General features: G+C 39.4%; 21 protein-coding genes. 14 read left to right on the top strand and 7 right to left on the bottom strand.

The genetic code is table 11. The features are described from left to right. Positions 1–285: 285 nt before the first annotated feature. On the top strand, positions 286–900 hold the full coding sequence (locus JG479_RS15070) for a trimeric intracellular cation channel family protein (RefSeq protein ID WP_002957915.1): 615 nt from the start codon (positions 286–288) through the stop codon (positions 898–900). Positions 901–934: 34 nt separating this feature from the next. After that, positions 935–2446, top strand: a complete 1512-nt coding sequence (locus tag JG479_RS15065; RefSeq protein WP_182712002.1) for a YifB family Mg chelatase-like AAA ATPase — start codon at positions 935–937, stop codon at positions 2444–2446. Here JG479_RS15065 and JG479_RS15060 read toward each other — a convergent pair. Continuing rightward, positions 2443–3147: a response regulator transcription factor gene (locus JG479_RS15060; RefSeq protein ID WP_002957913.1), complete on the bottom strand. Its 705-nt coding sequence runs from the start codon at positions 3145–3147 to the stop codon at positions 2443–2445. The two genes, JG479_RS15065 and JG479_RS15060, sit on opposite strands and share 4 nt — an antisense overlap. A gap of 216 nt (positions 3148–3363) precedes the next feature. After that, positions 3364–5859 (bottom strand): alpha/beta hydrolase family protein, encoded by a 2496-nt coding sequence (locus tag JG479_RS15055; RefSeq protein WP_200219597.1) that lies wholly within the window; start codon positions 5857–5859, stop codon positions 3364–3366. Between the two features lie 84 nt (positions 5860–5943). Here JG479_RS15055 and JG479_RS15050 point away from each other — a divergent pair, with 84 nt between their 5' ends. Further along, a complete protein-coding gene (locus JG479_RS15050; protein WP_002957910.1) occupies positions 5944–7020 on the top strand; it encodes a hemolysin family protein in 1077 nt (358 codons plus the stop codon). A 32-nt stretch (positions 7021–7052) separates the two neighbouring features. Here the strand turns inward: JG479_RS15050 and JG479_RS15045 are convergent, their stop codons facing one another. Continuing rightward, complete coding sequence (locus JG479_RS15045) at positions 7053–8264, bottom strand: EAL domain-containing response regulator (protein WP_200219596.1); 1212 nt, start codon at positions 8262–8264, stop codon at positions 7053–7055. Positions 8265–8430: 166 nt separating this feature from the next. Here JG479_RS15045 and JG479_RS15040 point away from each other — a divergent pair, with 166 nt between their 5' ends. The 6 genes from JG479_RS15040 (at position 8431) to JG479_RS15015 (ending at position 14072) form a co-directional block, all read left to right on the top strand. Beyond that, positions 8431–9447, top strand: a complete 1017-nt coding sequence (locus JG479_RS15040) for a metalloprotease (RefSeq protein WP_200219595.1) — start codon at positions 8431–8433, stop codon at positions 9445–9447. 356 nt (positions 9448–9803) lie between these two features. Next, entirely contained in the window at positions 9804–10820 is a 1017-nt protein-coding gene (locus tag JG479_RS15035; RefSeq protein ID WP_234047861.1) for an HlyD family efflux transporter periplasmic adaptor subunit, read from the top strand. A gap of 202 nt (positions 10821–11022) precedes the next feature. Beyond that, a complete protein-coding gene (locus JG479_RS15030) occupies positions 11023–11229 on the top strand; it encodes a bacteriocin-like peptide (protein WP_200219593.1) in 207 nt (68 codons plus the stop codon). Positions 11230–11240: 11 nt separating this feature from the next. Beyond that, positions 11241–11456 carry a hypothetical protein gene (locus tag JG479_RS15025; RefSeq protein ID WP_200219592.1) on the top strand — a complete coding sequence of 72 codons (216 nt, stop codon included), beginning with the start codon at positions 11241–11243 and terminating at the stop codon, positions 11454–11456. Between the two features lie 65 nt (positions 11457–11521). Continuing rightward, entirely contained in the window at positions 11522–11881 is a 360-nt protein-coding gene (locus tag JG479_RS15020) for a hypothetical protein (RefSeq protein WP_200219591.1), read from the top strand. 133 nt (positions 11882–12014) lie between these two features. Next, on the top strand, positions 12015–14072 hold the full coding sequence (locus JG479_RS15015) for a peptidase domain-containing ABC transporter (RefSeq protein ID WP_234047901.1): 2058 nt from the start codon (positions 12015–12017) through the stop codon (positions 14070–14072). A 46-nt stretch (positions 14073–14118) separates the two neighbouring features. Here JG479_RS15015 and JG479_RS15010 read toward each other — a convergent pair whose 3' ends face one another. Next, entirely contained in the window at positions 14119–15429 is a 1311-nt protein-coding gene (locus JG479_RS15010) for a short-chain fatty acid transporter (protein WP_200219589.1), read from the bottom strand. Positions 15430–15598: 169 nt separating this feature from the next. Here JG479_RS15010 and JG479_RS15005 point away from each other — a divergent pair, with 169 nt between their 5' ends. Continuing rightward, the gene (locus tag JG479_RS15005; protein ID WP_200219588.1) at positions 15599–16666 is read left to right on the top strand and encodes a potassium channel family protein; all 1068 of its coding nucleotides are present in this window, start codon (positions 15599–15601) and stop codon (positions 16664–16666) included. Further along, positions 16666–16863 (top strand): PLDc N-terminal domain-containing protein, encoded by a 198-nt coding sequence (locus tag JG479_RS15000; protein ID WP_002957905.1) that lies wholly within the window; start codon positions 16666–16668, stop codon positions 16861–16863. The genes JG479_RS15005 and JG479_RS15000 overlap by 1 nt, the downstream gene beginning before the upstream one ends. A gap of 36 nt (positions 16864–16899) precedes the next feature. Here JG479_RS15000 and JG479_RS14995 read toward each other — a convergent pair whose 3' ends face one another. Both JG479_RS14995 and JG479_RS14990 read right to left on the bottom strand, forming a co-directional pair. Then, positions 16900–17934: a cytosolic protein gene (locus JG479_RS14995; protein ID WP_138489747.1), complete on the bottom strand. Its 1035-nt coding sequence runs from the start codon at positions 17932–17934 to the stop codon at positions 16900–16902. Positions 17935–18003: 69 nt separating this feature from the next. Then, on the bottom strand, positions 18004–18462 hold the full coding sequence (locus JG479_RS14990; protein ID WP_200219587.1) for an EVE domain-containing protein: 459 nt from the start codon (positions 18460–18462) through the stop codon (positions 18004–18006). Positions 18463–18539: 77 nt separating this feature from the next. Between JG479_RS14990 and tesB the strand changes: the two genes are divergently transcribed. Then, positions 18540–19397 (top strand): acyl-CoA thioesterase II, encoded by an 858-nt coding sequence (gene tesB, locus JG479_RS14985; RefSeq protein WP_002957902.1) that lies wholly within the window; start codon positions 18540–18542, stop codon positions 19395–19397. Positions 19398–19417: 20 nt separating this feature from the next. On the opposite strand, the gene plsB is transcribed toward tesB, so the two are convergent. Beyond that, positions 19418–21856 carry a glycerol-3-phosphate 1-O-acyltransferase PlsB gene (gene plsB, locus JG479_RS14980; RefSeq protein ID WP_200219586.1) on the bottom strand — a complete coding sequence of 813 codons (2439 nt, stop codon included), beginning with the start codon at positions 21854–21856 and terminating at the stop codon, positions 19418–19420. 417 nt (positions 21857–22273) lie between these two features. Between plsB and rpsJ the strand changes: the two genes are divergently transcribed. Continuing rightward, positions 22274–22585 carry a 30S ribosomal protein S10 gene (gene rpsJ, locus JG479_RS14975; RefSeq protein WP_002957900.1) on the top strand — a complete coding sequence of 104 codons (312 nt, stop codon included), beginning with the start codon at positions 22274–22276 and terminating at the stop codon, positions 22583–22585. A 27-nt stretch (positions 22586–22612) separates the two neighbouring features. After that, the gene (gene rplC, locus JG479_RS14970) at positions 22613–23248 is read left to right on the top strand and encodes a 50S ribosomal protein L3 (protein ID WP_002957898.1); all 636 of its coding nucleotides are present in this window, start codon (positions 22613–22615) and stop codon (positions 23246–23248) included. Positions 23249–23264 lie beyond the last annotated feature (16 nt).

Here is a 23264-nt window from a genome sequence, read left to right as displayed (position 1 = left end):
ACCTTTTATAAGTTCAGGCTCCCGCAACCACTGAAATAAATAAGAATGAAACGACACGCTTAAAGCGTGTTTTTTTATGTCTAAAATTTGATGAGTGTGGTGATTTAGCTTATAGGATAAAGATCATCTTCACTGCATGAGGCATTCACTTCTCATAAGCGCAAGCTCCCGCCCCCCTGAGATACACTTTAAAATGTTATAAACTTCTTAAAATAAATCGTTATTACTTAAAACCTTGTTTGGTTTGTGTTAAAACGGCACAAATATTTTTAGGTTGTTACAAATATGACTGAACTTTACCACTGGTTTGATTTAATAGGCATTGCGGTGTTTGCTGTATCGGGCACTTTGCTAGCGTATGAGAAAAAAATGGATGGCTTTGGGGTCGTAGTTTTAGCGACAGTAACTGCTATTGGTGGTGGTACAGTGCGAGATCTAATTTTAGATGTTCCAGTGTTTTGGTTACACGATCAAAGTTACTTTTTTGCCATACTCGCTTCAGTATTTGTTACAACACGCCTTATAAATAAACAAAAGCCGATACCTCATTATATTTTACAAACAGCGGACGCGTTTGGGTTAGCTTTTTTTGCAGTAATGGGGGCGCAAAAAGCACAGCTTGTTGGTATGCCCGATATGACTGCGGTAATTATGGCTGTAATTACAGGCTGCTTTGGTGGATTAATTCGAGATGTGCTTGCACGCGAGATCCCTATGCTATTAAAGGGTGAGCTTTACGCTATTACCTGTATAGCGGGTGGTACTGTTTATACGCTTGGCATTAGTTTTTCGTTAGCAACCGAAATGGCGATGGTATTAGGAATGTTAATGACCTTATTACTTCGTTTAGCCGCTATAAAATGGCAAATCACATTACACGTTTTTAAATATCCTGACTAAACTGGTGTAATCACACCATTTACTAGGATAAGGAATGTCGTTAGCTCGTATATTTTCTCGTGCTCAAGTGGGCATAAATGCCCCTGAAGTTATTGTAGAGGTTCACCTAGGAAATGGTTTACCCGCTTTTCATATTGTAGGCCTGCCCGAAGCGTCTGTTAAAGAGTCGAAAGACAGGGTACGTAGCGCACTCGAAAACTCACAATTTGGTTTTCCCGATCAACGAATAACCGTAAATTTAGCCCCAGCCGACTTACCAAAAGATGGTGGGCGGTTTGATCTGGCTATTGCGGTGGGTATTTTAGTCGCCTCTGGGCAAATAGTGTGTCCTGATATTCATAAGTACGAGTTTTATGGTGAGCTTGCTCTTAATGGTGAAGTGCGTGGTGTAAACGCTATTTTACCTTCGGTACTTGCTGCTAAAGAAGAAGATCGCTGCTGCTTTTTACCTCTTGCAAACGACAGCCTAGCAAGCTTAGTTAATGGCGTTAAACGCAAAGCCGTAAGCTCTATTCAAGAAGTGTGGGGCGACCTACTTAATCAACAACCCTTGCCATTAAATATAGAGTATCCCGACTGCACACAAGCCCCTGACTTTTTGCTCGATTTAAGCGATGTGAAAGGTCAGCCTGGCGCCAAGCGAGTATTAGAAATAGCCGCAGCTGGCGGGCATAATTTACTATTTTTAGGCCCTCCAGGTACTGGTAAATCAATGCTGGCCCAGCGAATGGCAACTATAATGCCTACTATGTCGGACGATGAAGCTATTTCAACAGCTGCGCTTTACTCTATTATTGGACAATCCATAGATTTAACTAATTGGCGACAGCGGCCATTTCGTAATCCGCATCATACGTGCTCAGCTGTTGCTTTGGTGGGGGGCTCTTCAAATCCCAAGCCTGGTGAAATTTCGCTGGCACACAACGGTGTGCTCTTCTTAGATGAGTTACCGGAATTCGAGCGTAAGGTGCTTGATTCACTGCGTGAACCAATGGAGACCGGCACAGTAACTATTTCACGTGCAGCTAGGCAAATGGAGTTCCCAGCGCAGTTTCAGCTTATTACAGCATTAAACCCAAGCCCAACGGGGAGCCATACTGATAAGCGGGCAACTCCCGATCAAGTTATGCGTTATTTATCACGCGTGTCGGGGCCTTTTATTGACCGTATTGATTTGCAAATAGAACTACCTCGTTTAACGAGTGTTGAGCTACAAAGTACCAAACCAGAGGAAACCAGTGCTGAGGTTAGAGCAAGAGTTGAGGCTGCTTATTATGTGCAGCTAAAACGCCAAGGTAAGGTTAATGCGAGACTTAATAATAAAGAAATGAGTGTGCACTGTGAACTTGCGCCTGCAGAGTTGCAATTTTTAGCTAGAGCAAGCGAGAAGTTGTCTTTATCGCCACGCTCTTACCATAGAGTAATTAAGGTGGCGCGTACTATTAGTGATTTAAAAGGCGCTGAAAACATTAGTTTAAATGAGCTTAAAGAAGCACTTAATTACCGCGCATTTGAGCGCCTTATTGCGCAATTAACTAAGTATTAAATAGAAAGCATATAGCCTTTACCGCGTACGGTAACGATGCGTTTTTGATCTTTTTCGTCATTTAATTTTTTACGTAAACGACCAATAAGCACATCAACAGTACGATCGTTTGGGCTCCAATCGGGCTGGCCTATTTCTTCTGATATTTTTTCACGGGATGTGGCTTTACCTGCATTACTAATTAAGCAAATAAGCACTTTATGTTCGGCTTCAGTTAAGCGTGACTCAACGCCCGCAGCAGTAATTAATGTGCGGTTATCAGGATGAAGCTTAAAGTCAGCATATTCTATAAACTCTTCGCTTTCGTCGTCTTCTAGGTTAACTGCAACACGCTTATAGAGCGCGCGCATGCGAAGTTCTAACTCAAGTAAATCGACGGGCTTACAAATATAGTCATCAGCACCTTGTGCAAGACCTGCAATACGATCGGCTTGGGAGTCACGACTCGATAATACAATAACGCCAATATCGGTCAGTGTGTTTAATTCTTTTGCGAGCTGAAGCCCGTCGCGCTTTGGTAAGACAATGTCAATTATGGCTAATGATATAGCACCGCGCAGGTTTACCCGCTGCCTTACAATGTTAAGTGCATCAGCGCCAGTGGGGTCTACCTCTATTGTAAATTCGGTATCTGCAAAGTGATTTTGGATGCGTTTAACGAGTAGTTCATCGTCTTCAACCAATAAAACATTAATAGCCATAGTACTTTATTTTGAATGCTTATAGCTCTGTATGGTAGCACCATTAGGTAAATGCTGAGAAGGGGGTTTATTAGTTTTAAGTAACTTAATATTTCAAAGGTGTATAAGACGTTATTAGAGGATGAGGTTAGCACCTTTAGACTAATTAAAAGGTGCTAAATAATTAATTCTACTATTAATAAATCTGTATTAAGTCGTTATTTTAAAGGTTCAGGCTCAGTCATTTTTATACATCGAGTCCCACCATTGAGGCTCGTTTTTTAGCTTTTTATCAAAGTATGCGAGCATAGTGTTCCACCAATCAAATCGTTTATCGCGTGCAAAAATTTGATGGTCGGCGCCTTTGTATTCGATTAACTCTACGTCCTTATTAAGCAGTTTAAGTGCAGTGTACATTGTTAAGCTTTCGCCAACAGGTACATTGGTATCGCTATCACCATGAAGAAGTAGCATAGGTGTTGTTACTTTGTCGGCATGAAATACAGGGCTATGTTGGCTGTAAAGCTCAGGGTTATTCCACGGGAAGCTATTTTTTGATGCTTCGCCAGAATATAAGTAGCCCCACCAACCTTCACCCCAATACGAGGTAATATTAGAAATACCCGCATGAGCTATTGAAGCACTAAATATATCGGTTTTAGTTGCCAATAACATGGTCATGAAGCCACCGTACGATGCCCCTAAGTTACCTACTTTTTTACTATCAACATAGTTGTATTTATTTAAAAAGGCTTGTGTGCCTTCGATAATATCGTCTGCGGTGTAGTCGCCCCAGGCATTAACATGCTGCGCTGAAAACTTTTGTCCAAACCCTGTTGCGCCAGTAGGTTGTACTACATAAACAATGTAGCCATTTTCTGCCCATAAGTTAAACGGATAACGACCTGTAAAACCACGCGTAACTGGTGAAGTGCCGCCGTAGTAATACACGAGCGCCGGGTGCTTTTTAGTTTTATCTAAATTGCTAGGAATATAAACGCGGCCAGTTATTTCAACCCCATGTTTATTTTTAAAATTAAACTCTTCTAATGTAGGGAGTCGTATATTTGCATAGCTACTTGGTTTTGAATCCCATATTAAATCTGTTTTATTTTTACTGACGTTAAGGCGCTTTAGCTGTTGTGGCGCTAAAGCGTTAGTGCCACTTAATAAAATTTCGGTATTACGGTCGTGTGAGTAACTAAATTGTTCAACAATATCCAATCCTGTATTTAACTTTTTAAAGCGCTGTTTACTTAAATCAAATAGGTAAAGTGGTTGAGTGTCTTGCTCTGTTACTTTAATAAGCGCATCGCCGTTTTCTAAAACGTGCAGTTGGCCAATAGCGGGGTCGAACTGTTTACTGAGTGCTTTTACGTTTTTACCGCCTTCAGTAAGTAGGTAAAGTTGCCCGTCGTAGTTATTAGCAAGCATTGCTTTTGGTAATGCTCTGCCTGCGCCATTTTTAAAGTCAGGGCCTGCAACTACATAAATATCTTTATTTGTATATTTGGCTAAATTAAACGTTTTGAATTTACCAAGCGATGAAAGCTTGTTTGATTTTAAATCGAGTTCGGCTAACTCTGTTTCAGGGTGGGTTGATGCCTGCATTGCCATTACTGGGCGGCTCATTAATACTTTGCCACGGTTACTATTTGAATCTTCAAGGCTGTAAGAAAGAGGACCTTGGCTAAGTGCTTTTGTTAAACCACTTTTAGTATCAAGCATATAAATTTGGCTGGTGGTACGTGCATACGACCAGCGATCTTGTAGACCTTTATAGTGCTTGGTTAAGCTGTTAGTGCTCTCAGGTGATTTAGACCAGCTAAACAAAAGACTGGTGTCGTTATAAAAGGTAAAGCCATTAGCTCCTTCTAAATCGTTTGCTAATGTTTTTATTGAGAGGTTTTTACGGTTAAGTTGTTTAAGCTCACCATTTAACAAATACACTAAATATTGGTTATCTGGACTCCAAATAATGTTACTTGGTTGGCCTGCTTCAAAGCGATAAAGCGTTTGATTGTCTGAATCTTTAAGTACAGTAACTGTATTTGCTTGATTTTGTGTTTTATCGCTATAAGTGCGAGTGGTAGTAACGTACTGCTTGGCATTAGGTGCGAGTGATAATTGGCTAATGGTAGGAGCATCAAACAGTTGTTTTGCAGATAAACGTTTTATGTGTGAAGTGCTGAGCGTAATTTTATCAATGTCGCTCTTTGGAGCAAAATCAAGCGTTACATCGTGCCAATTAGCTACTTGCTGGGCTACTATTAAAACAGTGTGAGTACTGTTATTTAAAGTTAACTTATAGCTATTTTTATCGCCTGTTTGTAGTTCGCCATTAATAAATAACTGCCCTTGCTCAATCCCTTTTAAGGTAAGCGTACCTTGCGTAAAGCGGGTTGTTTCAATATTAAATTTTAGTGCCTGTAACCCACCTAAAGTGAGCGCATTGATTTTATTAAACGGTTGCCAGTTTTGTTTTTTCCCAAATACAGAAAAACTATCTGTGTCTGCTTGTAGTTGTGGCAATAGGTTGTTAATAATCGCACTGCCATGAGGTGTCTGAAAAGGCTTTAACTGCATATCTTCGGCAAGTGGGCCGATAAACTGAATTTTTGATTTATCCAATGGTGCCGCTATTGCAGCAAAGCTTAAGCTGCTAAGCGTTAAAAGAGCTGCTGCGTACTTAAATAGCTTATTTTGATGACACCATGGTGCGCTAAATTTCATTATTATGCCTATTATTATTGGAAGTTTGGCCAAATATAGCATGTATTGTTACCATGCTCACATATCCAATATAGAGGAGAGAAAGTGACTTTACTGATAGTTTATATGGTAGTGGCGATTGTTATTTCGTTTTTATGTTCTGTGATGGAGGCTGTGTTATTAAGTATTTCGCCCAGCTATGTTGCATCACTTAGAAAAAAACACCCTGAGCTTGCTAAACAGCTCGAAAAGCTTAAAAACAATATAGATCAGCCTTTAGCTGCTATTTTAACTTTAAATACAGTTGCCCATACAGCAGGTGCAGCGGGAGTTGGCGCACAAGCGGCTGTCGTTTTTTCCGATGCGGCTGTAGGTATTGCATCAGCCATTATGACATTTCTTGTATTAATTCTTTCTGAAATTATACCTAAAACCTTGGGGGCTAATTACTGGCGAGCTTTAACGCCAAGCGTTACCTACGCTTTGCGGTTTTTAGTTATATCGCTAAAGCCTTTTGTATGGTTTGCTCAGAAGCTAACAAATTTAATGGGTCCAAAGCACGATGAGGCTTATTATATTCGTCAAGAGATAGAGGCAATGGCTGATATAGGCACGGAGTCGGGAGCATTACATCAAGATGAATCTGATATTATCCGTAATTTGTTGCATTTTAAGCATGCAAAATTATGCGACTTAATGACGCCGCGAACTGTTATTTTCAAAATCCATAAAGACTTAACAGTTAATCAGTATTTAAATGAACATGGATCGTCATCGTTTTCTAGAGTGTTGGTATTTGATAAAGATGCCGATGATATCGTTGGGTTTGTGCATAAAAACGATATTATGCTGGCATTTCACCGCTTAGGCACCGATTACAAAATTAGCAAATTGATTAAGCCTATTTATACAGTGCCAACCTCTCAGAACGTATCGTCGTTACTGCAAACACTTTTAACAAAGCGCACTCATATATGCTTAGTTGTTGATGAGTACGGTGACGTGCAGGGTATTGTAACGTTAGAGGATATGATTGAAGCTTTAATGGGGCTAGAGATTGTAGATGAGCGTGACCAATCTACTAATATGCGCGCAGTAGCAAGGCAGCGTTGGCACAAACGCTTAGCAAGTAGTGCACATATAGTTAGTGAAGAAGATAAACACACTCGGGGTGATAATTAGCTAACAGGCCCCGAGTAAATATTAGTACCGCTTTAAGCGGGGCTGCCATCAGTTTTTAGCCAATCTTTAGCCCAAGATATAAATTCGTCTTGTGGTTTAGGGCGACTAAATAAAAAACCTTGTATGGCTAGGTTTCTTCTATAGTGCCTTAAATAATCGAGCTCTTCTGGGCGTTCAACCCCCTCTGCCACTAAATCTAAATTATCTTTACTCGTAATATTAAATAACGAGCTTACAACCACTTGAGAAAATAAATCTGTTTCTATATGGCTAATGAGTGAACGGTCTATTTTAATTTCAGTAAAAGGAAGGTTTCGAAGCTGGTTCATATTAGTAAAGCCAACACCAAAGTCGTCTAGCGATATACCAAAGCCATGCATTCTTAATCTATTTAGTGTTTCTAATTGCATGAGGCTTGAGAGTGCATGTTGTTCTGTTATTTCTATAATTATATTACTAGGCGTGAGTTGGTTTAATTCTAAAATAAGTAGTAATTTATTAGGGCAGTTTAGGTCATCGAGCTGGGTTGGCGATAAGTTAAAGGCCATTTTAAAATCATGACCTAGTTGTGCTGTCATATTTTTGAATTCGCTGGTGGCCTTTTCAAAAAGAGAAAATGTAATTTGATTAATTAAGTTGTGTTGTTCAGCAGTATTTATAAAACGGCAAGGTAAAATAATATTGTCGTCTTTACTTGATAAAATACGCGCTAACACTTCAACGCTTTCAATTTTATTGTTATCCGCGTTTATTTTTGGTTGGTAAAAAGGCGTTATTTCATCGTTTTTTAATGCATCAATAAGCTCATCTTTTGAAATGGCTGGCTCTTTTAATAAAGTGTGGCTGTTTAATTGCGCCACTTTAATAAGTAACCTACTAACCTGAGACAGTTGAACTGGCTTTGCAATATTACCAATGAGGTGAGCGTTATGTTGTTTCGCGAGATTGGCAGCTAAGCTAATAACTTTATGATCCATTTCAGAAACAATTATTATACCGCCTTGATAATGTAGCTCTCCTAAGTGGCGGATTAATTCCATGCCGTCCATTTCGGGCATATTGAGATCAGTAAAAATAGCATCAAAGTAGTTGATATCCTCTTTAACTTTTTCAAGCGCTTCTTTTGCATTTAGGCACGTAGTTATAGTGTTGGATATACCCAATTCGTTAAGTATAGCTTCCATAACGATCAAAATTGCTTTTGAATCGTCAACAACTAAAATATTAGGCACTATCTTCTTCACTGTTATCCCTTTCAATGTATCGCTTGGAGTTACTATAAAAGTAGTAGTGTTTTTTTATTTTGTCAGTATCAAATGCTTTTATTTTGAAAATAGTTACCTAGCACCTTCCCTCGTGTTTTTAAGCTGATTAGGTATACTAGCGCCATTGTTTTAAACGGTCTTAATTATGATAAGAATAGATCTTACTTTAGCCGAGCAACCATTTTCGCTTATGGTGTCTGGGCAAAAAATTGTGCAGGTATTTCATGCGCAACAAGCCATTACCTTTGATAACCCTCGTGAAAACTACTATCAGTTTACTTACGACAACAAAGTAATCGGTATTAATACAGAAGCGGTGAAAGAACAAAGTATTTCGCTATTTGTTGATGATCAATTTGCAACACAACTAGCGCTACCAGCACCTACAAATGGCTCACCTAAAAAAGGCTTTTTAGGGCTAGCTGCATTAGGTTTTAAGCTTTTTAAAAGCGCTAAGGTAATTAAAGTAGTGCTTGCAGGGGCTTCTGTTGCAGGCTATGCGTGGTTATTTAGTATTGAATTTGCACTAATGCTAATTGGTTGCTTAGTGGTACACGAATACGGCCATGTCCGAGCAATGAAATACTTTGGCATAAAAACCAAAGGTATTTACTTAATCCCGTTTGTTGGTGGGCTTGCTGTAAGTGACGATAAAATAACGACTCGTTGGCAAGATGTCGTTATATCATTAATGGGGCCTGCATTTGGTTTAATTACCTCAGTACTGGGTGTCGTTTTATATTACGCCACCGAGATGGAAATATTTGCAGGTGTGGCGGTTCTTAGTGCGTTATTAAATTTATTTAACTTATTACCAATTTTGCCGCTTGATGGCGGGCATGTATTAAAAAGTATTAGCTTTTCAATGCGTTCATGGATTGGCCTAAGTGTATGTTTACTCGGTGTACTGTTTGGTTTATGGCTGAGCTACACATTTGGCTTAATGTTACTGGTATTCTTTTTGTTTGTAGGTTCGCTGGAAATTGTATTTGAATGGCGAGGCCGACATTACTCGCATTTAATGCCACTAGATAAATATGGCCAAGGTTTTTCAGCAGTTATGTATGCAATTGTAGTAGCTGGGCATGTAGCTGTAATGATGCACTTTGCCGATTCAGAAAATCCAATATTGAGCCTGCCGATGACTATTTTATCGAGCTAGTATTTTTATTTTTCCAACAACATAAGTTAGTTTTTTGCATTAATATTTTATTTTTTAACTTTCTATGTTTATTTATTGTTAATTGAATTCTAGTGTAATATAAATTAGAACAATCTTAGCGAATCAACTGGATGTTATTTAGAAAGGAAGCTGTCGCTCAGCAAAGTGAGCGTTTAACTGGCGTGATTACGCTAGCACAACCATTATCAATAAAACTTACCGTATTTGTTTTGGTATGTATTGCGATTGTAGTGATAAGCTTCTTATTTACAGCAGAATATTCCCGCAAGGAAACAGTACGGGGGTTTTTAATACCCAATAAAGGGATAATCCAAAGCTTTGCTAGTCAAGGTGGTATGATTGAGCAGCTATTTGTACGAGAGGGTGATGCAGTTATTAAAGGTCAGCCACTGGCGACTATTATTGTGCAGCAAAATAACAGCCAAGGTATAGCCTTGAGTACCCAGCTTGTTGAGCAGCTAAGTATGCAAATACAGTTGCTCAATGATGAGATAACACAAAACCATACCCTACAAAAGCAAGAGTCACTTAACTTGCAAGCGCAAAAACGTGCACTTACTAATGAGCAAGTTGCATTACAAAGTCAACTTGCTCTGGCTGATGAAAAATTAGGGCTACTTAACCGCCAACAAAGCAACCTTAATAAACTTAATAAAAATGGCTTTTTATCAAATATTGAACGTGAGCAACAACAGCAAGCTTTGTTAGATGTTAAGCAAGAAAAACAAAACCTAGCGCGCTTGCTTATGCAGCAAGAAAATCAATTAAGTCAACTTAGTTTTAATATTGCTAACGTGCCCCAGCAGTATACTTTGCGTATAAATAGTCTTAAACGCCAACAAGCGGATATTAAAAACCAGCTCACACAAATTAAAGGTAACTATCAATATACCATAACAGCCAGTAACAGCGGTGTTGTTACTGGCATTCAAGTGGTTGAAGGCGAAACACTTACCCAAGCCAAACCACTGTTGCATATCATTCCTGAAGGATCAGAGCTAGTAGCAGAGTTGTTGCTACCAACACGTTCAGCAGGCTTTATACAGCTAGGTAACGATACGCGCCTGCGTTTTGATGCTTTCCCTTACCAACGCTTTGGTTTTATTAACAGTAAAATTAGCCGTATCGACAAGGCGCTCATTACTCCAAATGAAATACGCCTGCCTATTACCCTGCAAGAGCCAGTGTACCGTTTGCGAGCGACACTCAGCCAACAACAAATGCAGGCCTATGGTAAGGCGTTTGAGCTGAAAAGTGGCATGTTGTTTGAGGCAGATATTATGTTGGAGCAGCGCACATTAATCGAGTGGTTACTCGAGCCACTGTACAGCCTAAAAGGGCGCGTAAGTTAAGTGTAGCGTTTTATAAAATAAAGAAAAATTTGAAAGTTTTGGTGGTTTGCTAAATGCAAACAACCGAAAAAGACGGCCAGCTTTAGTTAACTTTAGCGAGCAGCTAAAGCTAGCCTATTAACCGCTCACCTTTATTGAAGGCGAGCATATTAGCAACCCGATGACTTAATTAAAAAGCATCGGATTTATGGAGTATAACATTATGCGTGAATTAAACGTAAATGAAATTAAAGACGTAAATGGTGGTGGGGCTGCTGAAGCTGCCTGTGTCGCTGGTTTCGGTGCTTTGGGAACTCTTGGTGGCTTTATCGTTGGTGGAATTGCAACTGGCGGTATAGGTATGGGGCCAGGTGCAATGTGGGGATTTGGTTTAGGTACTAACTTAGGCACTGCTGTTTGTTTGCCATAAAGGAGAAATTTATGTTAGAGCTTGAATTAGAAGAATGTCAAAAAATTGTCGGTGGTGACTGCATGGGAGTTTTCACATTTGGCGGGGCTGTACTCGGTGGTGCTATTGGTGGTGCCGCTGGTTTTTTTGGTGGCTTCGGATTTGGTGCAGGTCCTGGCTTGGTTGGAGGTAGTGCAATTGGATCTGGGGTTGGTGCTATTGGTGGTGCTTATTTTTGTTACCCATAACCATTTTGGTATGGGGCTCTATAAGCCCCATATTTTTTCTTATGTTTCAAAATAAGAGTTTAAATATGAATTATTTTTTCTTATTAAATCTAGCTATTACTTTAACAGTTTTTTTTGTTCCCATTTTAAGGTTCTCATTTTCATATGATTACTTTCTTGATCTAATAGTAAAGCTTTTTATTTTTACATTTTTAGTTATTTTCGTTTTAATTAGAGGTAAGACTGCCTTGAAAATTAAAAATGGTTACCTTTACTGTTACAGCTTTCCAGTAGTGCGTAAATATAAGTGTACTGAAATAAAGAGTTTGGAATTAACAGATAAAAAAGTACGCATATTTTCAGAAAAAAAAGTGATCGATGTTGATTATTTTTTTGGAATAAGAAATGCCATTGATGATGATGTTCGTGAGCGGTATTCTCTTTAAACATGATGACATAATATTTCTTAATGATTTTGATATCTAGGTGAATACATTGAACTTAGGCCTTTCATTCTCAATTGCTAAGCATGTCCCCCTTATCCTCCAATCCGAAATAGCCGAATGTGGTCTCGTCTCTATGGCAATGGTGGCAAGCTATCACGGCCATAAGTTGGACATGCCTGCTATGCGTAAGCGCTTTTCGGCTAATTTAAAGGGGATGAATTTACAGCAGCTGATTGAGCTAGGTGATAATTTAGGGCTAGCTAGCCGTGCGCTACAATGCCCGCTTGATGAAGTTCATAAACTGCAAACGCCGTGTATATTGCACTGGGATATGAATCACTTTGTGGTATTGACCAAAGTCTCTGGTAAAGGATCTTCAGCTAAATTTGCAATTAACGACCCAGCTGTTGGTAAACGCAGTTTAAATAGTAATGAGTTTAGTAAACACTTTACCGGTATTTGTTTAGAGCTCACACCAACGAGTAAGTTTGAAGCTAAACAAGAAAAAGCGCAGATGAAGTTTACCCAACTTTGGAGCACCATGAAGGGCTCAAAGGCGGGGTTACTAAAACTGATAGCATTATCACTTGTATTACAGTTGTTTGCCTTGATGACCCCTTATTATATGCAGTGGGTGGTGGATGAAGTACTCATTAGTTTTGATGAATCGTTATTAACGGTGCTTGCTATGGGTTTTGCTCTGATTGCTATTATTTCGGTGGTGACTAATGCGGTACGAAGTTGGCTAATTTTACGTCTTTCCAGCCTTTTGAATATGCAAATGGGTGTGAACTTACTCCGGCACTTATTGCGGCTACCGATGAATTATTTTGAGTCGCGCCATGTCGGCGATATTGTCTCGCGCTTTGGCTCATTAGCGCAAATACGTGAGCGTATTACCACGGGGTTTGTAGAAACACTGGTCGATGGCGTGATGGCTATTACCGTATTGATTATGATGCTAATTTATTCGCTAAAGCTCACTGCAATAGTTGTAGGTGCAATTTTGCTTTACACCTTAGTACGTTTAGCGCTTTATAGGCCGCTGCACCAAGCTACTGAAGAAATGATTCAATCATCTGCCAAAGAGCAATCGAACTTTTTAGAAAATATTCGCGGTATGCAAACTATAAAGCTGTTTGGCAATGAATCGCAGCGCCAAGGCATTTGGCAGAACCGTTTTGTTGAGGTCATTAATAGTGAAATCCGTTTAGGGCGTTTAAACATTAGCTTTGATTCATTTAATAAGCTGTTATTTGGCCTTGAAAATGTATTGGTGATTTACTTTGCTGCATTGCTAGTTATGAGCAATAGCTTGTCTATTGGTATGGTACTGGCGTTTATTGCTTATAAAAACCAGTTAACCAGCCGCTTTGCCAACTTAATTGAGCAAATTATTCAATTCAAAATGATGCGCTTACACTTAGACCGTATTGCAGATATAGCACTCACGAAACAAGAAGCTAATCGTGACGGTGAAATGGCATATACAGGTGATGACGAAGGTAAAGTTAAAGGCCAGCTTACGCTCGAGAATATTTGCTTTAGTTACAGTGAAGAGCAAGCGCCTATTTTAAATAATGTTAATTTAACGCTGAATACCGGTGACTCGATTGCGATTACAGGGCCATCTGGCGCGGGTAAAACTACGCTAATGAAAATTATGCTGGGGTTATTACAGCCGACCTCGGGTAAAGTGCTGCTGGATGGTAAAGATATCACCCAGCTTGGCCTTAAAAACTACCGCAAACAAATAGCTGCAGTAATGCAGGATGACACATTGTTAGCTGGCTCAATCGCTGATAACATCAGTTTTTTTGACCCTCAGCCGAATTATTTAAAAATAGAGACGTGTGCTCGTCATGCGGCTATTCATGATGATATTACCAAAATGACTATGGGTTATAACTCATTAGTAGGTGATATGGGATCAAACTTATCTGGCGGTCAAGTACAGCGTTTACTCCTTGCTCGCGCATTGTATCAATCGCCCTGCGTGTTGTTTATGGATGAAGCAACTAGTCATTTAGATAAAGACAACGAGGCGAAAATAAGTGAGCAAATTCAGCACTTACCAATCACACGGATTATGATTGCTCATCGCCAAGAAACCATTAACATGGCCAGCAAAGTCTATCAACTGAAAGAGGGTAGGTTGGTGGAGCTACAACAGCAGAGCGAGAGTGCATAAAACAATCAAGGCGTGTGTATTACACGCCTTTTTATTATGTTTACAGTTAATAAAAGCTCAATACCAGCGATATAAAAACCCCAGTTACAAACAACTGCACAACACAAAACCCCATAATATCTTTTGCTTTTAAGCCTGCGATAGCAAGGACAGGTAATGCCCAAAAAGGTTGAATTAAATTAGTCCATGCATCGCCCCATGCCACAGCCATTGCAACGCGCGATATATCGGCGCCCAGCTCTTGCGCTGCGGGTATTACAATAGGTGCTTGTACTGCCCATTGCCCGCCACCTGAGGGCACAAACATATTAACGAGTCCTGCACTTACAAAACTAAAAAATGGCAAGCTATCAGCATCTGCAACGGCAATAAAGCCACGTGATATCTGTTGTGCTAATCCGCTATCAACCATTACCGCCATAATGCCAGCATAAAAAGGAAATTGAATAACAATGCCAGCCCCGCTTGGAATTGCTTGTTGCAGACTGTTAAGTAAATTATGAGGTGTTTGATGCAGCGTAATAGCTAAAAACAAAAATACGGCAATAACGCTATTAAGGTTTAAGTTTCCGCCAGTAATAAAAAAGTAATAACCTAAATATGCCAAACCTAATAAGCCAATTGTCATGCCGAGTAGTTTACTTTGTTCCAAATGCTGGGCGGGTCTGGTTATTGTTGTGGGCTTAGGTGTTGTCTCTTGTAAAAGAGCTGGGTCGATATATACGCTTTCTTGCTCGCTTGGCAGCATATAGCGATTAACGAGCGGCATAATAATGAATAAACCAACTAATATGGCTATATTAAAGCCCGCAAATAAAGTGTGCTCTGTACTAATAATACCAATGCTGGCCTCTGAAAAGTGACCATCGGTTGCGATAGTTAAAGGAATAGAGCCAGCTAATCCGCCATGCCATACAACAAAACCTGAGTAAGCGCTGGCTACTAATAATCGATAATCAACACGAGTATGTTTAGCAATTGCTTTGGCAAAAAGGGCACCAATAACTAAGCCAAACCCCCAATTTATCCAGCTCGCTAAAAGCGAAATAAGCGTTACCAATATAATTGCTTTAGGTGCTGTATTTGCAAATGTTGCTAGCTTTTCTAATAACTTACTTATAGGTGGCGTACTTGCCAACATATAGCCTGTAATTAACACTAGTAGCATTTGCATCGCAAAACTTAATAAGTTCCAAAACCCACCTCCCCACGCTTGTAATACTTCAATGTTAGTTGCGGTTGTAAATAAGCTCGCACTGACAAGAGTAATTATTGTAAGTAAAATTACAAATATAAAAGGGTCGGGAAGATAGCGCTCTACAATTTTAGTAAAAGGGCGGGCTATTTTATTAAGCATAAGCACAACTGTTTTGGTTATTATTTTAACGCTAATTAATCATGAAAAATCACCATTGGCAAACAGCATTTAGTCTAATATTTGCGGTTAAAAGCTTAAACATTGCTTAAAAGCATCGCTTACAGTAACGTACTGTTTATAGATAATTTACTAACGAAGACTTTGTATTATGCCGGTGATATTTAAAAGGCTAGCGTTACTTGTTCGCGCTCATATAGATCAGTTGAGTTGGCAAGCAGTGGCATTAGCTATTTTGACTCATATGCTATTAACATGGAGCTTGCTATTTATAGCGAATGAGAAAGCGTTAACTTCGCTTACTACCTTTTTTTACTATTACACAGTAACAACATCAACAGTGGGATATGGTGACTTTAGTCCAACTACTGATCTTGGTCGTTGGGTGGTTGCATTAATACAAATTCCATTTGGTTTAGCTTTATTTGGTGTCTTGCTAGGAAAAGCAGGACAAACTGTTACTTACTTAATTAGGCGCGCTATGACTGGTGATAAAAACTTTGCCCACAGTAACCACCATATTATTATTTTTGGTTGGCACGACACTCGTACAAAAAAGATGATTGATTACATTTTGGCAGATACGAAGCGAACCGATCGTCGTATTTTACTCGCGGTAACCGAGCAAATAGATCATCCTTTTTTAGCTAACGAAAGCGTTGATTTTGCACGTTTAACGAGCTTTACTAATTTAGCTGAGCTAGAGCGGGTTGCTATTCGTAGTGCTGATAAGGTGATTATTGATGGTCAAGATGACGATCAGACATTTACAACAGCCCTGCGCATTAGTCGCTTAGTAAAAGATGATTGTCATATAAGTGCTCACTTTTTGGATGAAACCAAAGTTGAGATGATGTTAGAGCATTGCCAAAATGTAGAGTGTAGTAGTGCAAAATCAGCTGAGATACTCGTACGCTCAATGCAAGATCCAGGTTCGAGCCGTGTGCAAGAGGAGCTGCTATCTACTTTGCACGGCGATACACAATTTAGTTTGAAAATACCAGGCGGCTGCAAAGATATGGAGTTTGGTACTTTGTTTCATCATTTTAAGCTTGAGCATGATGCAATACTGTTGGGTGTTGCTCATAATTTAAGTGCACAAAATATGGATTTAAATCCACCATTAGATTACAAAGTAAGTGAAGGCGATATTCTGCACTATATATCGGTAGATCGAGTATTAAGTAGTGAAGTAGACTGGTCGAGCCTAGAAAAATAATGAATGAAGTTGTATTTTTAATTGTTGTTTTAAGTGCTTATATATTACCTGTCGTTATTGTACTCAACAGTAAGCGTACACAGGGTCATGAAAAGAATGGCTGGCTAATGGGAATAATTATATTTTCTTGGTTAGGGTTAATGATGTACTTTGCCATTGTGCCCAAGTATGGGCACAAAAAGAAAAAGGCCAAATAGAGTAGTTGGCCTTTACAGCTGCTTTTACTGGCGTAACTACTCTTCTAGTTGCTTAATTTTATGCTCAATTAAAGGATCGTCAGGTACAAGTTGTTGAGCAACTTCTAATAACTGAATGGCATCATTAGGATGCTCATCTTGATGTTTAAGGGCAACATCTATTAATGGCTGAATATCAATTTTTGCCTGATGTTCCTGTACGTGAACTTCTTTTTCATCAATCAAAATATTATGAGCTTTGCTTAATAGTGTTTGACGGTGAGCTGAGTTTACATTCGCTTTATTAAGGCTTTTGTAATAATCCTCTTTAAAACGTAAGGTTTTAGTTTGCATACGAAATTGCGCAATATCAATTTGCTGATGCTGGATAAAATCGACGGCTACTTGCTTATAAAATCCAAACTTATTCAAATATGTGGCATGTGTGCCATGTCCCATACCAAATACTCGTAAGTGAGTTAACTGCTTATAGCGCTTAGCGTGCATTCGGTCTATACGATTAGTAGGATCGTAAATAATATAGCCTTGGGCATCTCCTAAATCTAGATCGTGATAATCTTGCTGCCAATCAAACTGCTGAGCTATATCGGTACTAGAGCGGTCATCCCACGGTACTAATTCTTTATTTTTAGTACTTACCGGATGGAAGAACAACACCTGATTTAGCTTTAATAGTTTAGCAAAAGCGCCAACAGCAAATCCGCCACGACTTAAACCATAGCCAAGTCGACAATTAAACGGCGTAAGTAATGTTGATAATTGCTCGAGAAAAAAGATTAAATTACGATTACGAAACCAATTACTTTTACCTAAATGCTGAAAAGCGATTACGTTTACGTTTTGTTTTTGAGCTAAGTGATAACCCCATGGTGCAAAATCAGGGTGAAGATCTTGCTCTTGCACGTTAGTGCCAGCAGGGGAGAAGGTAAAAAGCAGGGGTTTATTAACGTCAACAAAATCATACTTAACAAATACATCGCCGAGTAAATCATTACCCGTCATGGGTAATCGAGTTTGTTGCTCATTGCGCGGGAGAGTTAACCATTCATCTAACCAATACAGTAATTTCATTAATCCTCCAGCTATAAGTCAATATAGATCATATCAAACTCAATGAAATTAGGTCAAACCGATAGGATATTACTGCGTCATTTTGATTATTTCATCCCAGTCATTTTTAGTAACAGGCATTATTGATAGTCGTCCGCCCTTTTTAAGTGCGATTTCAGTAATATTGTCATTGGCTTTAATATCTTTAAGGCTAATTAATTTTTTTAAATGGCTTTGATAAGTAACCTCAACAACAACCCAACGTGGTTTGTCGCTGGTGGCTTTTGCATCGTAATAGTCGCTACTTAAATCAAATTGAGCGGGGTCTGGGTAGGCTTCTTTTGTAACCTCGGCAATACCCGCTACACCTACGTGTTTACAGCTTGAATGGTAAATCATGACTGAATCACCGACTTTGACGCCGTCACGCATAAAATTTCGAGCTTGGTAATTACGCACGCCTTCCCAAAGAGTCGTTTGTTTTGGTGCATTTTTTAAGTCATCTAATGAAAACGCATCGGGTTCAGTTTTAAATAGCCAGTAAGCCATAACAGTATTCCTAACAAATATTTACTTCCCACTATTGTATAGTATCATTTGGACACTAGGGTAATGAGGAAGAAATAATGAGCCAAGTATTAGATGATTTATTGTCGTTGTTAACACTTGAAGAAATTGAGCAAGGTTTATATCGAGGACAAAGCCAAGATTTAGGCTTTGGTGCTGTATTTGGTGGTCAAGTAATGGGGCAGGCGCTTTCTGCTGCCAAAGAAACTCTACCTGAAGGGCGAATAGTTCATTCATTACATTCTTACTTTTTACGCCCAGGCGATCCGGCTAAACCCATTGTTTATGACGTTGAAACTATTCGTGATGGAAAGAGCTTTAGTACGCGCCGAGTCAAAGCAATTCAGTACGGTAAACCTATTTTTTATATGACCGCGTCATTTCAGGGTGAAGAAAATGGGTTATCGCATCAAGCGACAATGCCTGATGTTCCCGCACCGGAAGAATTACGTTCATCGCTTGAGTTTTACCAAGATAATGCTTCGCATATCCCAGAGGTCATCCGTAATAAGTTTACCCGTGAAATGCCAATTGAAATGCGACCGGTTACTTTTCATAACCCGTTTAAACCAGAGGTTATGGAGCCGGTAAAGCATATTTGGTTTAAAGCTAATGGTGAAATGCCGGACGATCAGCGTATCCATAATTACTTATTAGCGTATGCGTCTGATTTTGAGTTTTTACCAACTGCATTACAACCTCATGGTGTATCGTTTATGCAGCCAAATATGCAAGTAGCTACGATTGATCATGCAATGTGGTTTCATCGTCCATTTAGAATGGATGATTGGATTTTGTATTCAATTGATAGTCCAAGTGCGAGTAATGGGTGTGGTTTGGTACGCGGGCAGTTCTTTGATCGCCAAGGCAACTTGGTTGCCTCAACAATGCAAGAAGGAGTTATGCGTCAACGCTAACCCCTTCTGTAAATGCATTGCTAGTTACACTGATCTTGTACTATATCGCTGATTGACTGCCAGACGCGTGCTGGCAGTAATGTTTTAAGGTGTGCGTAGGTTTCACATAGTTGTGTGCTACCTACTAAGCCCTTATCACCCTCTGTTATTAACGACTCGCCACGTAAGTTTTCGATAAAACTAACAAGTACTTTTTTGTCAAAAAACTCAGGTGTTTTAATACCATGCAGTGTACCTAAACGTTGTGCGAGTACTTGGCTTTCTCTTTCAAGCTCGGCTTTTTCAATGCCATCACTTGTTTGAATAAAACCAATCACAATAGCGTAACGTTGTAGGGTAAAGCTAAGTGCTCGTCCAAGCATTTCTAGCTTAGCTAAGCAGTCGTTACTGTTCGTTATATGAATGTTATCGCCATCAAACTCAATTAAATTTTGATCGGCAAAATTAGCTAAAATACGCGTTATGTAGTTTTCATCAAGAGGTTGTAAATACCATTCTTTAGCAAATAGCGGATAAAATGTTTTTACAAGTTGTTGGCATTGAGCAATCGTAGTGCTGTGTTGTTTAAATAGATGTAGTGCAATTAAGCTTGGTACTGCAAACAAGTGCAAAATATTGTTTCGGTAGTAGTTAAACAGTACCTTTTCTTTATCGCTAATCGTAATAATTTCGCCAAACTCATCACTGATAACTTCAAACTTATTAAGCTTTAATGCATGCGTTAGTAATTGCTCTGGTGTTTCGTCTGGTGTAGTTACTTTATTACTGTAGCTTGCATCACGCTGTAAGCGCAGATAAAAATCAAGCTGAGCTAATAGCTTTGGTTTACTCAATGCTTGCTTATCATTAACCAGCAATATCATCGCTAGTAAGTTAACCGCATTAAGCGCCGCTGCATTATTAATTTTAACCATTACTTGGTCGGCAAGTTTAGTTACTTGTGGTGCTAACCATTGTGGCTTTTGCACGTCAGTTGGGTGTATTGAATCACGCCAATCAGGTTGGTTATCGTTTAAGTATTGGTTAATAGAGATTGGATCGCCAAAGTTTAAATTACCACGACCGTAGTTTTTAAGGTTTTTGATTGCCTTAAAAATACCAAATATAGATTCGCCTTTTTTATCTTTACCATCCAGCTCTTTAAGGTAGGTGTTAATTTCCATGACGTGCTCGTAGCCAATGTACACAGGAACAATAGATATTGGTCTGTCTATTCCGCGTAGCATTGCTTGTAATGTCATAGATAGCATGCCCGTTTTAGGCGGCAGTAAGCGTCCAGTTCGGCTTCGACCGCCCTCCGTGTAAAACTTAACAGAGTAACCTTTAATAAACAGTTGGCTTAAATACTCTTTGAATATGGCAGAATAAAGTTTATTACCTGCAAACGAGCGACGAATAAAAAACGCACCAGAGCGTCTAAATATGCCTCCGGCAGGGAAAAAGTTAAGATTTATACCCGCAGCTATATGCGGAGGTACTAAACCCAAATGATAAATAGAGTAAGTAAGCAGTAAGTAATCCATATGGCTGCGATGACAAGGCATATAAATTATTTCATGTCCTTTATCTGTTAGTTCATGAATTTGTTCGGCGTGTTTAATATCAATACCATTATAAAGCTTATTCCATAACCAAGTTAAAAACCTTTCGGCCACACGTATCATTGCTTCAGAGTAATTAGCGGCTATTTCATCAAGTAGCTTAAGTGCATTTTGACGAGCTTCTGTTTGGCTAATGTTTTTAGCGTTAGCTTCATCTTGAATTGCTTTTTTTATAGTAGGTGACGCTAATAATGAATTAAACAATTGCTCACGAGATGGCATTTTAGGGCCTGTAGCAGCTAGCTTTTGGCGCTTAAAGTGAACACGCGCTACGCGTAATAATTTATGAGGTAACTCACTTACATCGGCTTTTTCATTGACTAAAAGTGATAAGTCGAGTGGTTGGCTAAAGCGAATAAAGTTATCGCGCCCTGAAAATAACACCACAAAAAACTTTCTAAACCAGCTTGGAGTAAGAGAGTGTGTAATTAAAGTACGTAGTCCTGGCTTTTCTTTACCTGGGTCGCGCCCCCATAAAATAGTAACAGGCACCACTTGTACGTTTTGTTGACCGCTTTTTATTAAGTACTCAATAATTTGCTTGCCTTGGGCTAAAGCATTGGTTGGTTTTGCTTCATCACCAAATAACGGTGGAGGATTTTTAATACCAATAAAACGGTCTAAATTTTGAGTCCCTAGCACTTGCTCTTCTGTTGGGCTTGGTAGGCCATTCTTTTTACAAACATGCGCCAGCGCGGCTAAATCAAAACGTGAATTTAAACGCACTATATAAAATGTAGGGTACTCAGGGTTTAGCTCATACTGTTTAATAGGATTTACTGGTAGCACTTTGCTTTTCACAAATAAGCGGCTAAATCCAGCAGACATAACATTTAAACAATAATTAAAAATACGCATCGACTCACCATATTGAGAGTATTAAGGGCAAAATTAGCGCAACAGGATACCATAATATCTAAAAATCCCTTAGTTTGCGTAATTAAGATGTTTAGTTGTTTGTTGACTAGCATCAAAAGCATTAGTTCAAGTATAGCTATTGAACATGTATGGACGCATATTTAATCAAATTAGTATTCATTACATTGTTTCTAAATAGTTGTTGCATTTATCACCAATACCTCTATAATACGCAGGCTTTCAAAATTCCTCTGGGAATTAGAAAGGATAAATTAAGCTTGGATTTCAAGCTAATAAACAGGAGTTCCGATTTGGAACTCAACGTAGATATAATCAAACAGCCGACATCTTAAGTTTTAAGATTGTTTCGGTCGTTTTTTTATGCTCTTTTATATGCTCTTTATATTGAGGTTAAGAATGTCAAATCAACGCATTCGTATTCGCCTAAAAGCTTTTGACCACCGTTTGATTGACCAATCAACGGCAGAAATCGTGGAAACTGCGAAACGCACTGGCGCACAAGTACGTGGTCCAATCCCACTACCTACACGCTTTGAACGTTTTACTGTACTAACTTCACCGCACGTTAATAAAGATGCGCGTGATCAGTACGAGATCCGCACCCATAAACGTCTGATAGACATCGTAGAACCAACTGACAAGACTGTAGACGCGCTTATGCGTTTAGATCTTGCTGCTGGTGTTGATGTTCAAATCAGCCTGGGTTAATCGAAAGATTAGAGAGGTTTTAGGAAAATGGCATTAGGTCTAGTCGGTCGTAAAGTGGGTATGACACGAATCTTCACTGAAGATGGTGTATCTATCCCTGTGACAGTTATTGAAGCGACACCTAACCGCATTGCTCAGATCAAATCTGACGCAACAGACGGTTATAACGCGCTTCAAGTAACCGCAGGCACTAAAAAAGCAAGTCGTGTAAACAAAGCTAAAGCGGGTCATTTCGCTAAAGCTGGTGTTGAAGCGGGTCGCGGTCTGTGGGAATTCCGCCTTAACGGTGGTGAAGGCGATTTTGAAGTAGGCGCTGAGCTTACTGTTGAATTATTCAACGAAATCAACAAGGTTGACGTAACCGGTACTTCTAAAGGTAAAGGTTTCCAAGGTGGTGTTAAGCGCTGGAATTTCAGCATGCAAGACGCTACACATGGTAACTCTCTATCTCACCGTGCTCCTGGTTCAATCGGTCAAAACCAATCACCTGGTAAGGTGTTTAAAGGTAAGAAAATGGCCGGTCATATGGGTGCTGAGCGTGTAACGACTCAAAACTTAGAACTAGTTCGCGTTGACGCTGAGCGTAATTTGCTTTTAGTTAAGGGTGCAGTACCTGGAGCTATTGGCGGTGACGTTATCGTTAAACCAGCTGTTAAAGCATAAGTCCTGGAGATTTAGT

Origin of the sequence: Pseudoalteromonas sp. LC2018020214, from assembly GCF_016598755.1 — a bacterium.
Lineage (GTDB): Bacteria > Pseudomonadota > Gammaproteobacteria > Enterobacterales > Alteromonadaceae > Pseudoalteromonas > Pseudoalteromonas distincta.
Note: the sequence above shows the minus strand (reverse complement) of the source record. Positions and strands in the feature narration are given on the sequence as shown.

Bases quoted from the DNA above. Each gene is read 5' to 3' on its own strand.
- JG479_RS15070 (WP_002957915.1), top strand. From the start codon at position 286: ATGACTGAACTTTACCACTGGTTTGATTTAATAGGCATTGCGGTGTTT.
- JG479_RS15065 (WP_182712002.1), top strand. From the start codon at position 935: ATGTCGTTAGCTCGTATATTTTCTCGTGCTCAAGTGGGCATAAATGCC.
- JG479_RS15060 (WP_002957913.1), bottom strand. From the start codon at position 3,147: ATGGCTATTAATGTTTTATTGGTTGAAGACGATGAACTACTCGTTAAA.
- JG479_RS15055 (WP_200219597.1), bottom strand. From the start codon at position 5,859: ATGAAATTTAGCGCACCATGGTGTCATCAAAATAAGCTATTTAAGTAC.
- JG479_RS15040 (WP_200219595.1), top strand. From the start codon at position 8,431: ATGATAAGAATAGATCTTACTTTAGCCGAGCAACCATTTTCGCTTATG.
- JG479_RS15035 (WP_234047861.1), top strand. From the start codon at position 9,804: ATGATTGAGCAGCTATTTGTACGAGAGGGTGATGCAGTTATTAAAGGT.
- JG479_RS15030 (WP_200219593.1), top strand. From the start codon at position 11,023: ATGCGTGAATTAAACGTAAATGAAATTAAAGACGTAAATGGTGGTGGG.
- JG479_RS15025 (WP_200219592.1), top strand. From the start codon at position 11,241: ATGTTAGAGCTTGAATTAGAAGAATGTCAAAAAATTGTCGGTGGTGAC.
- JG479_RS15020 (WP_200219591.1), top strand. From the start codon at position 11,522: ATGAATTATTTTTTCTTATTAAATCTAGCTATTACTTTAACAGTTTTT.
- JG479_RS15015 (WP_234047901.1), top strand. From the start codon at position 12,015: ATGGCAATGGTGGCAAGCTATCACGGCCATAAGTTGGACATGCCTGCT.
- JG479_RS15010 (WP_200219589.1), bottom strand. From the start codon at position 15,429: ATGCTTAATAAAATAGCCCGCCCTTTTACTAAAATTGTAGAGCGCTAT.
- JG479_RS15005 (WP_200219588.1), top strand. From the start codon at position 15,599: ATGCCGGTGATATTTAAAAGGCTAGCGTTACTTGTTCGCGCTCATATA.
- JG479_RS15000 (WP_002957905.1), top strand. From the start codon at position 16,666: ATGAATGAAGTTGTATTTTTAATTGTTGTTTTAAGTGCTTATATATTA.
- JG479_RS14995 (WP_138489747.1), bottom strand. From the start codon at position 17,934: ATGAAATTACTGTATTGGTTAGATGAATGGTTAACTCTCCCGCGCAAT.
- JG479_RS14990 (WP_200219587.1), bottom strand. From the start codon at position 18,462: ATGGCTTACTGGCTATTTAAAACTGAACCCGATGCGTTTTCATTAGAT.
- tesB (WP_002957902.1), top strand. From the start codon at position 18,540: ATGAGCCAAGTATTAGATGATTTATTGTCGTTGTTAACACTTGAAGAA.
- plsB (WP_200219586.1), bottom strand. From the start codon at position 21,856: ATGCGTATTTTTAATTATTGTTTAAATGTTATGTCTGCTGGATTTAGC.
- rpsJ (WP_002957900.1), top strand. From the start codon at position 22,274: ATGTCAAATCAACGCATTCGTATTCGCCTAAAAGCTTTTGACCACCGT.
- rplC (WP_002957898.1), top strand. From the start codon at position 22,613: ATGGCATTAGGTCTAGTCGGTCGTAAAGTGGGTATGACACGAATCTTC.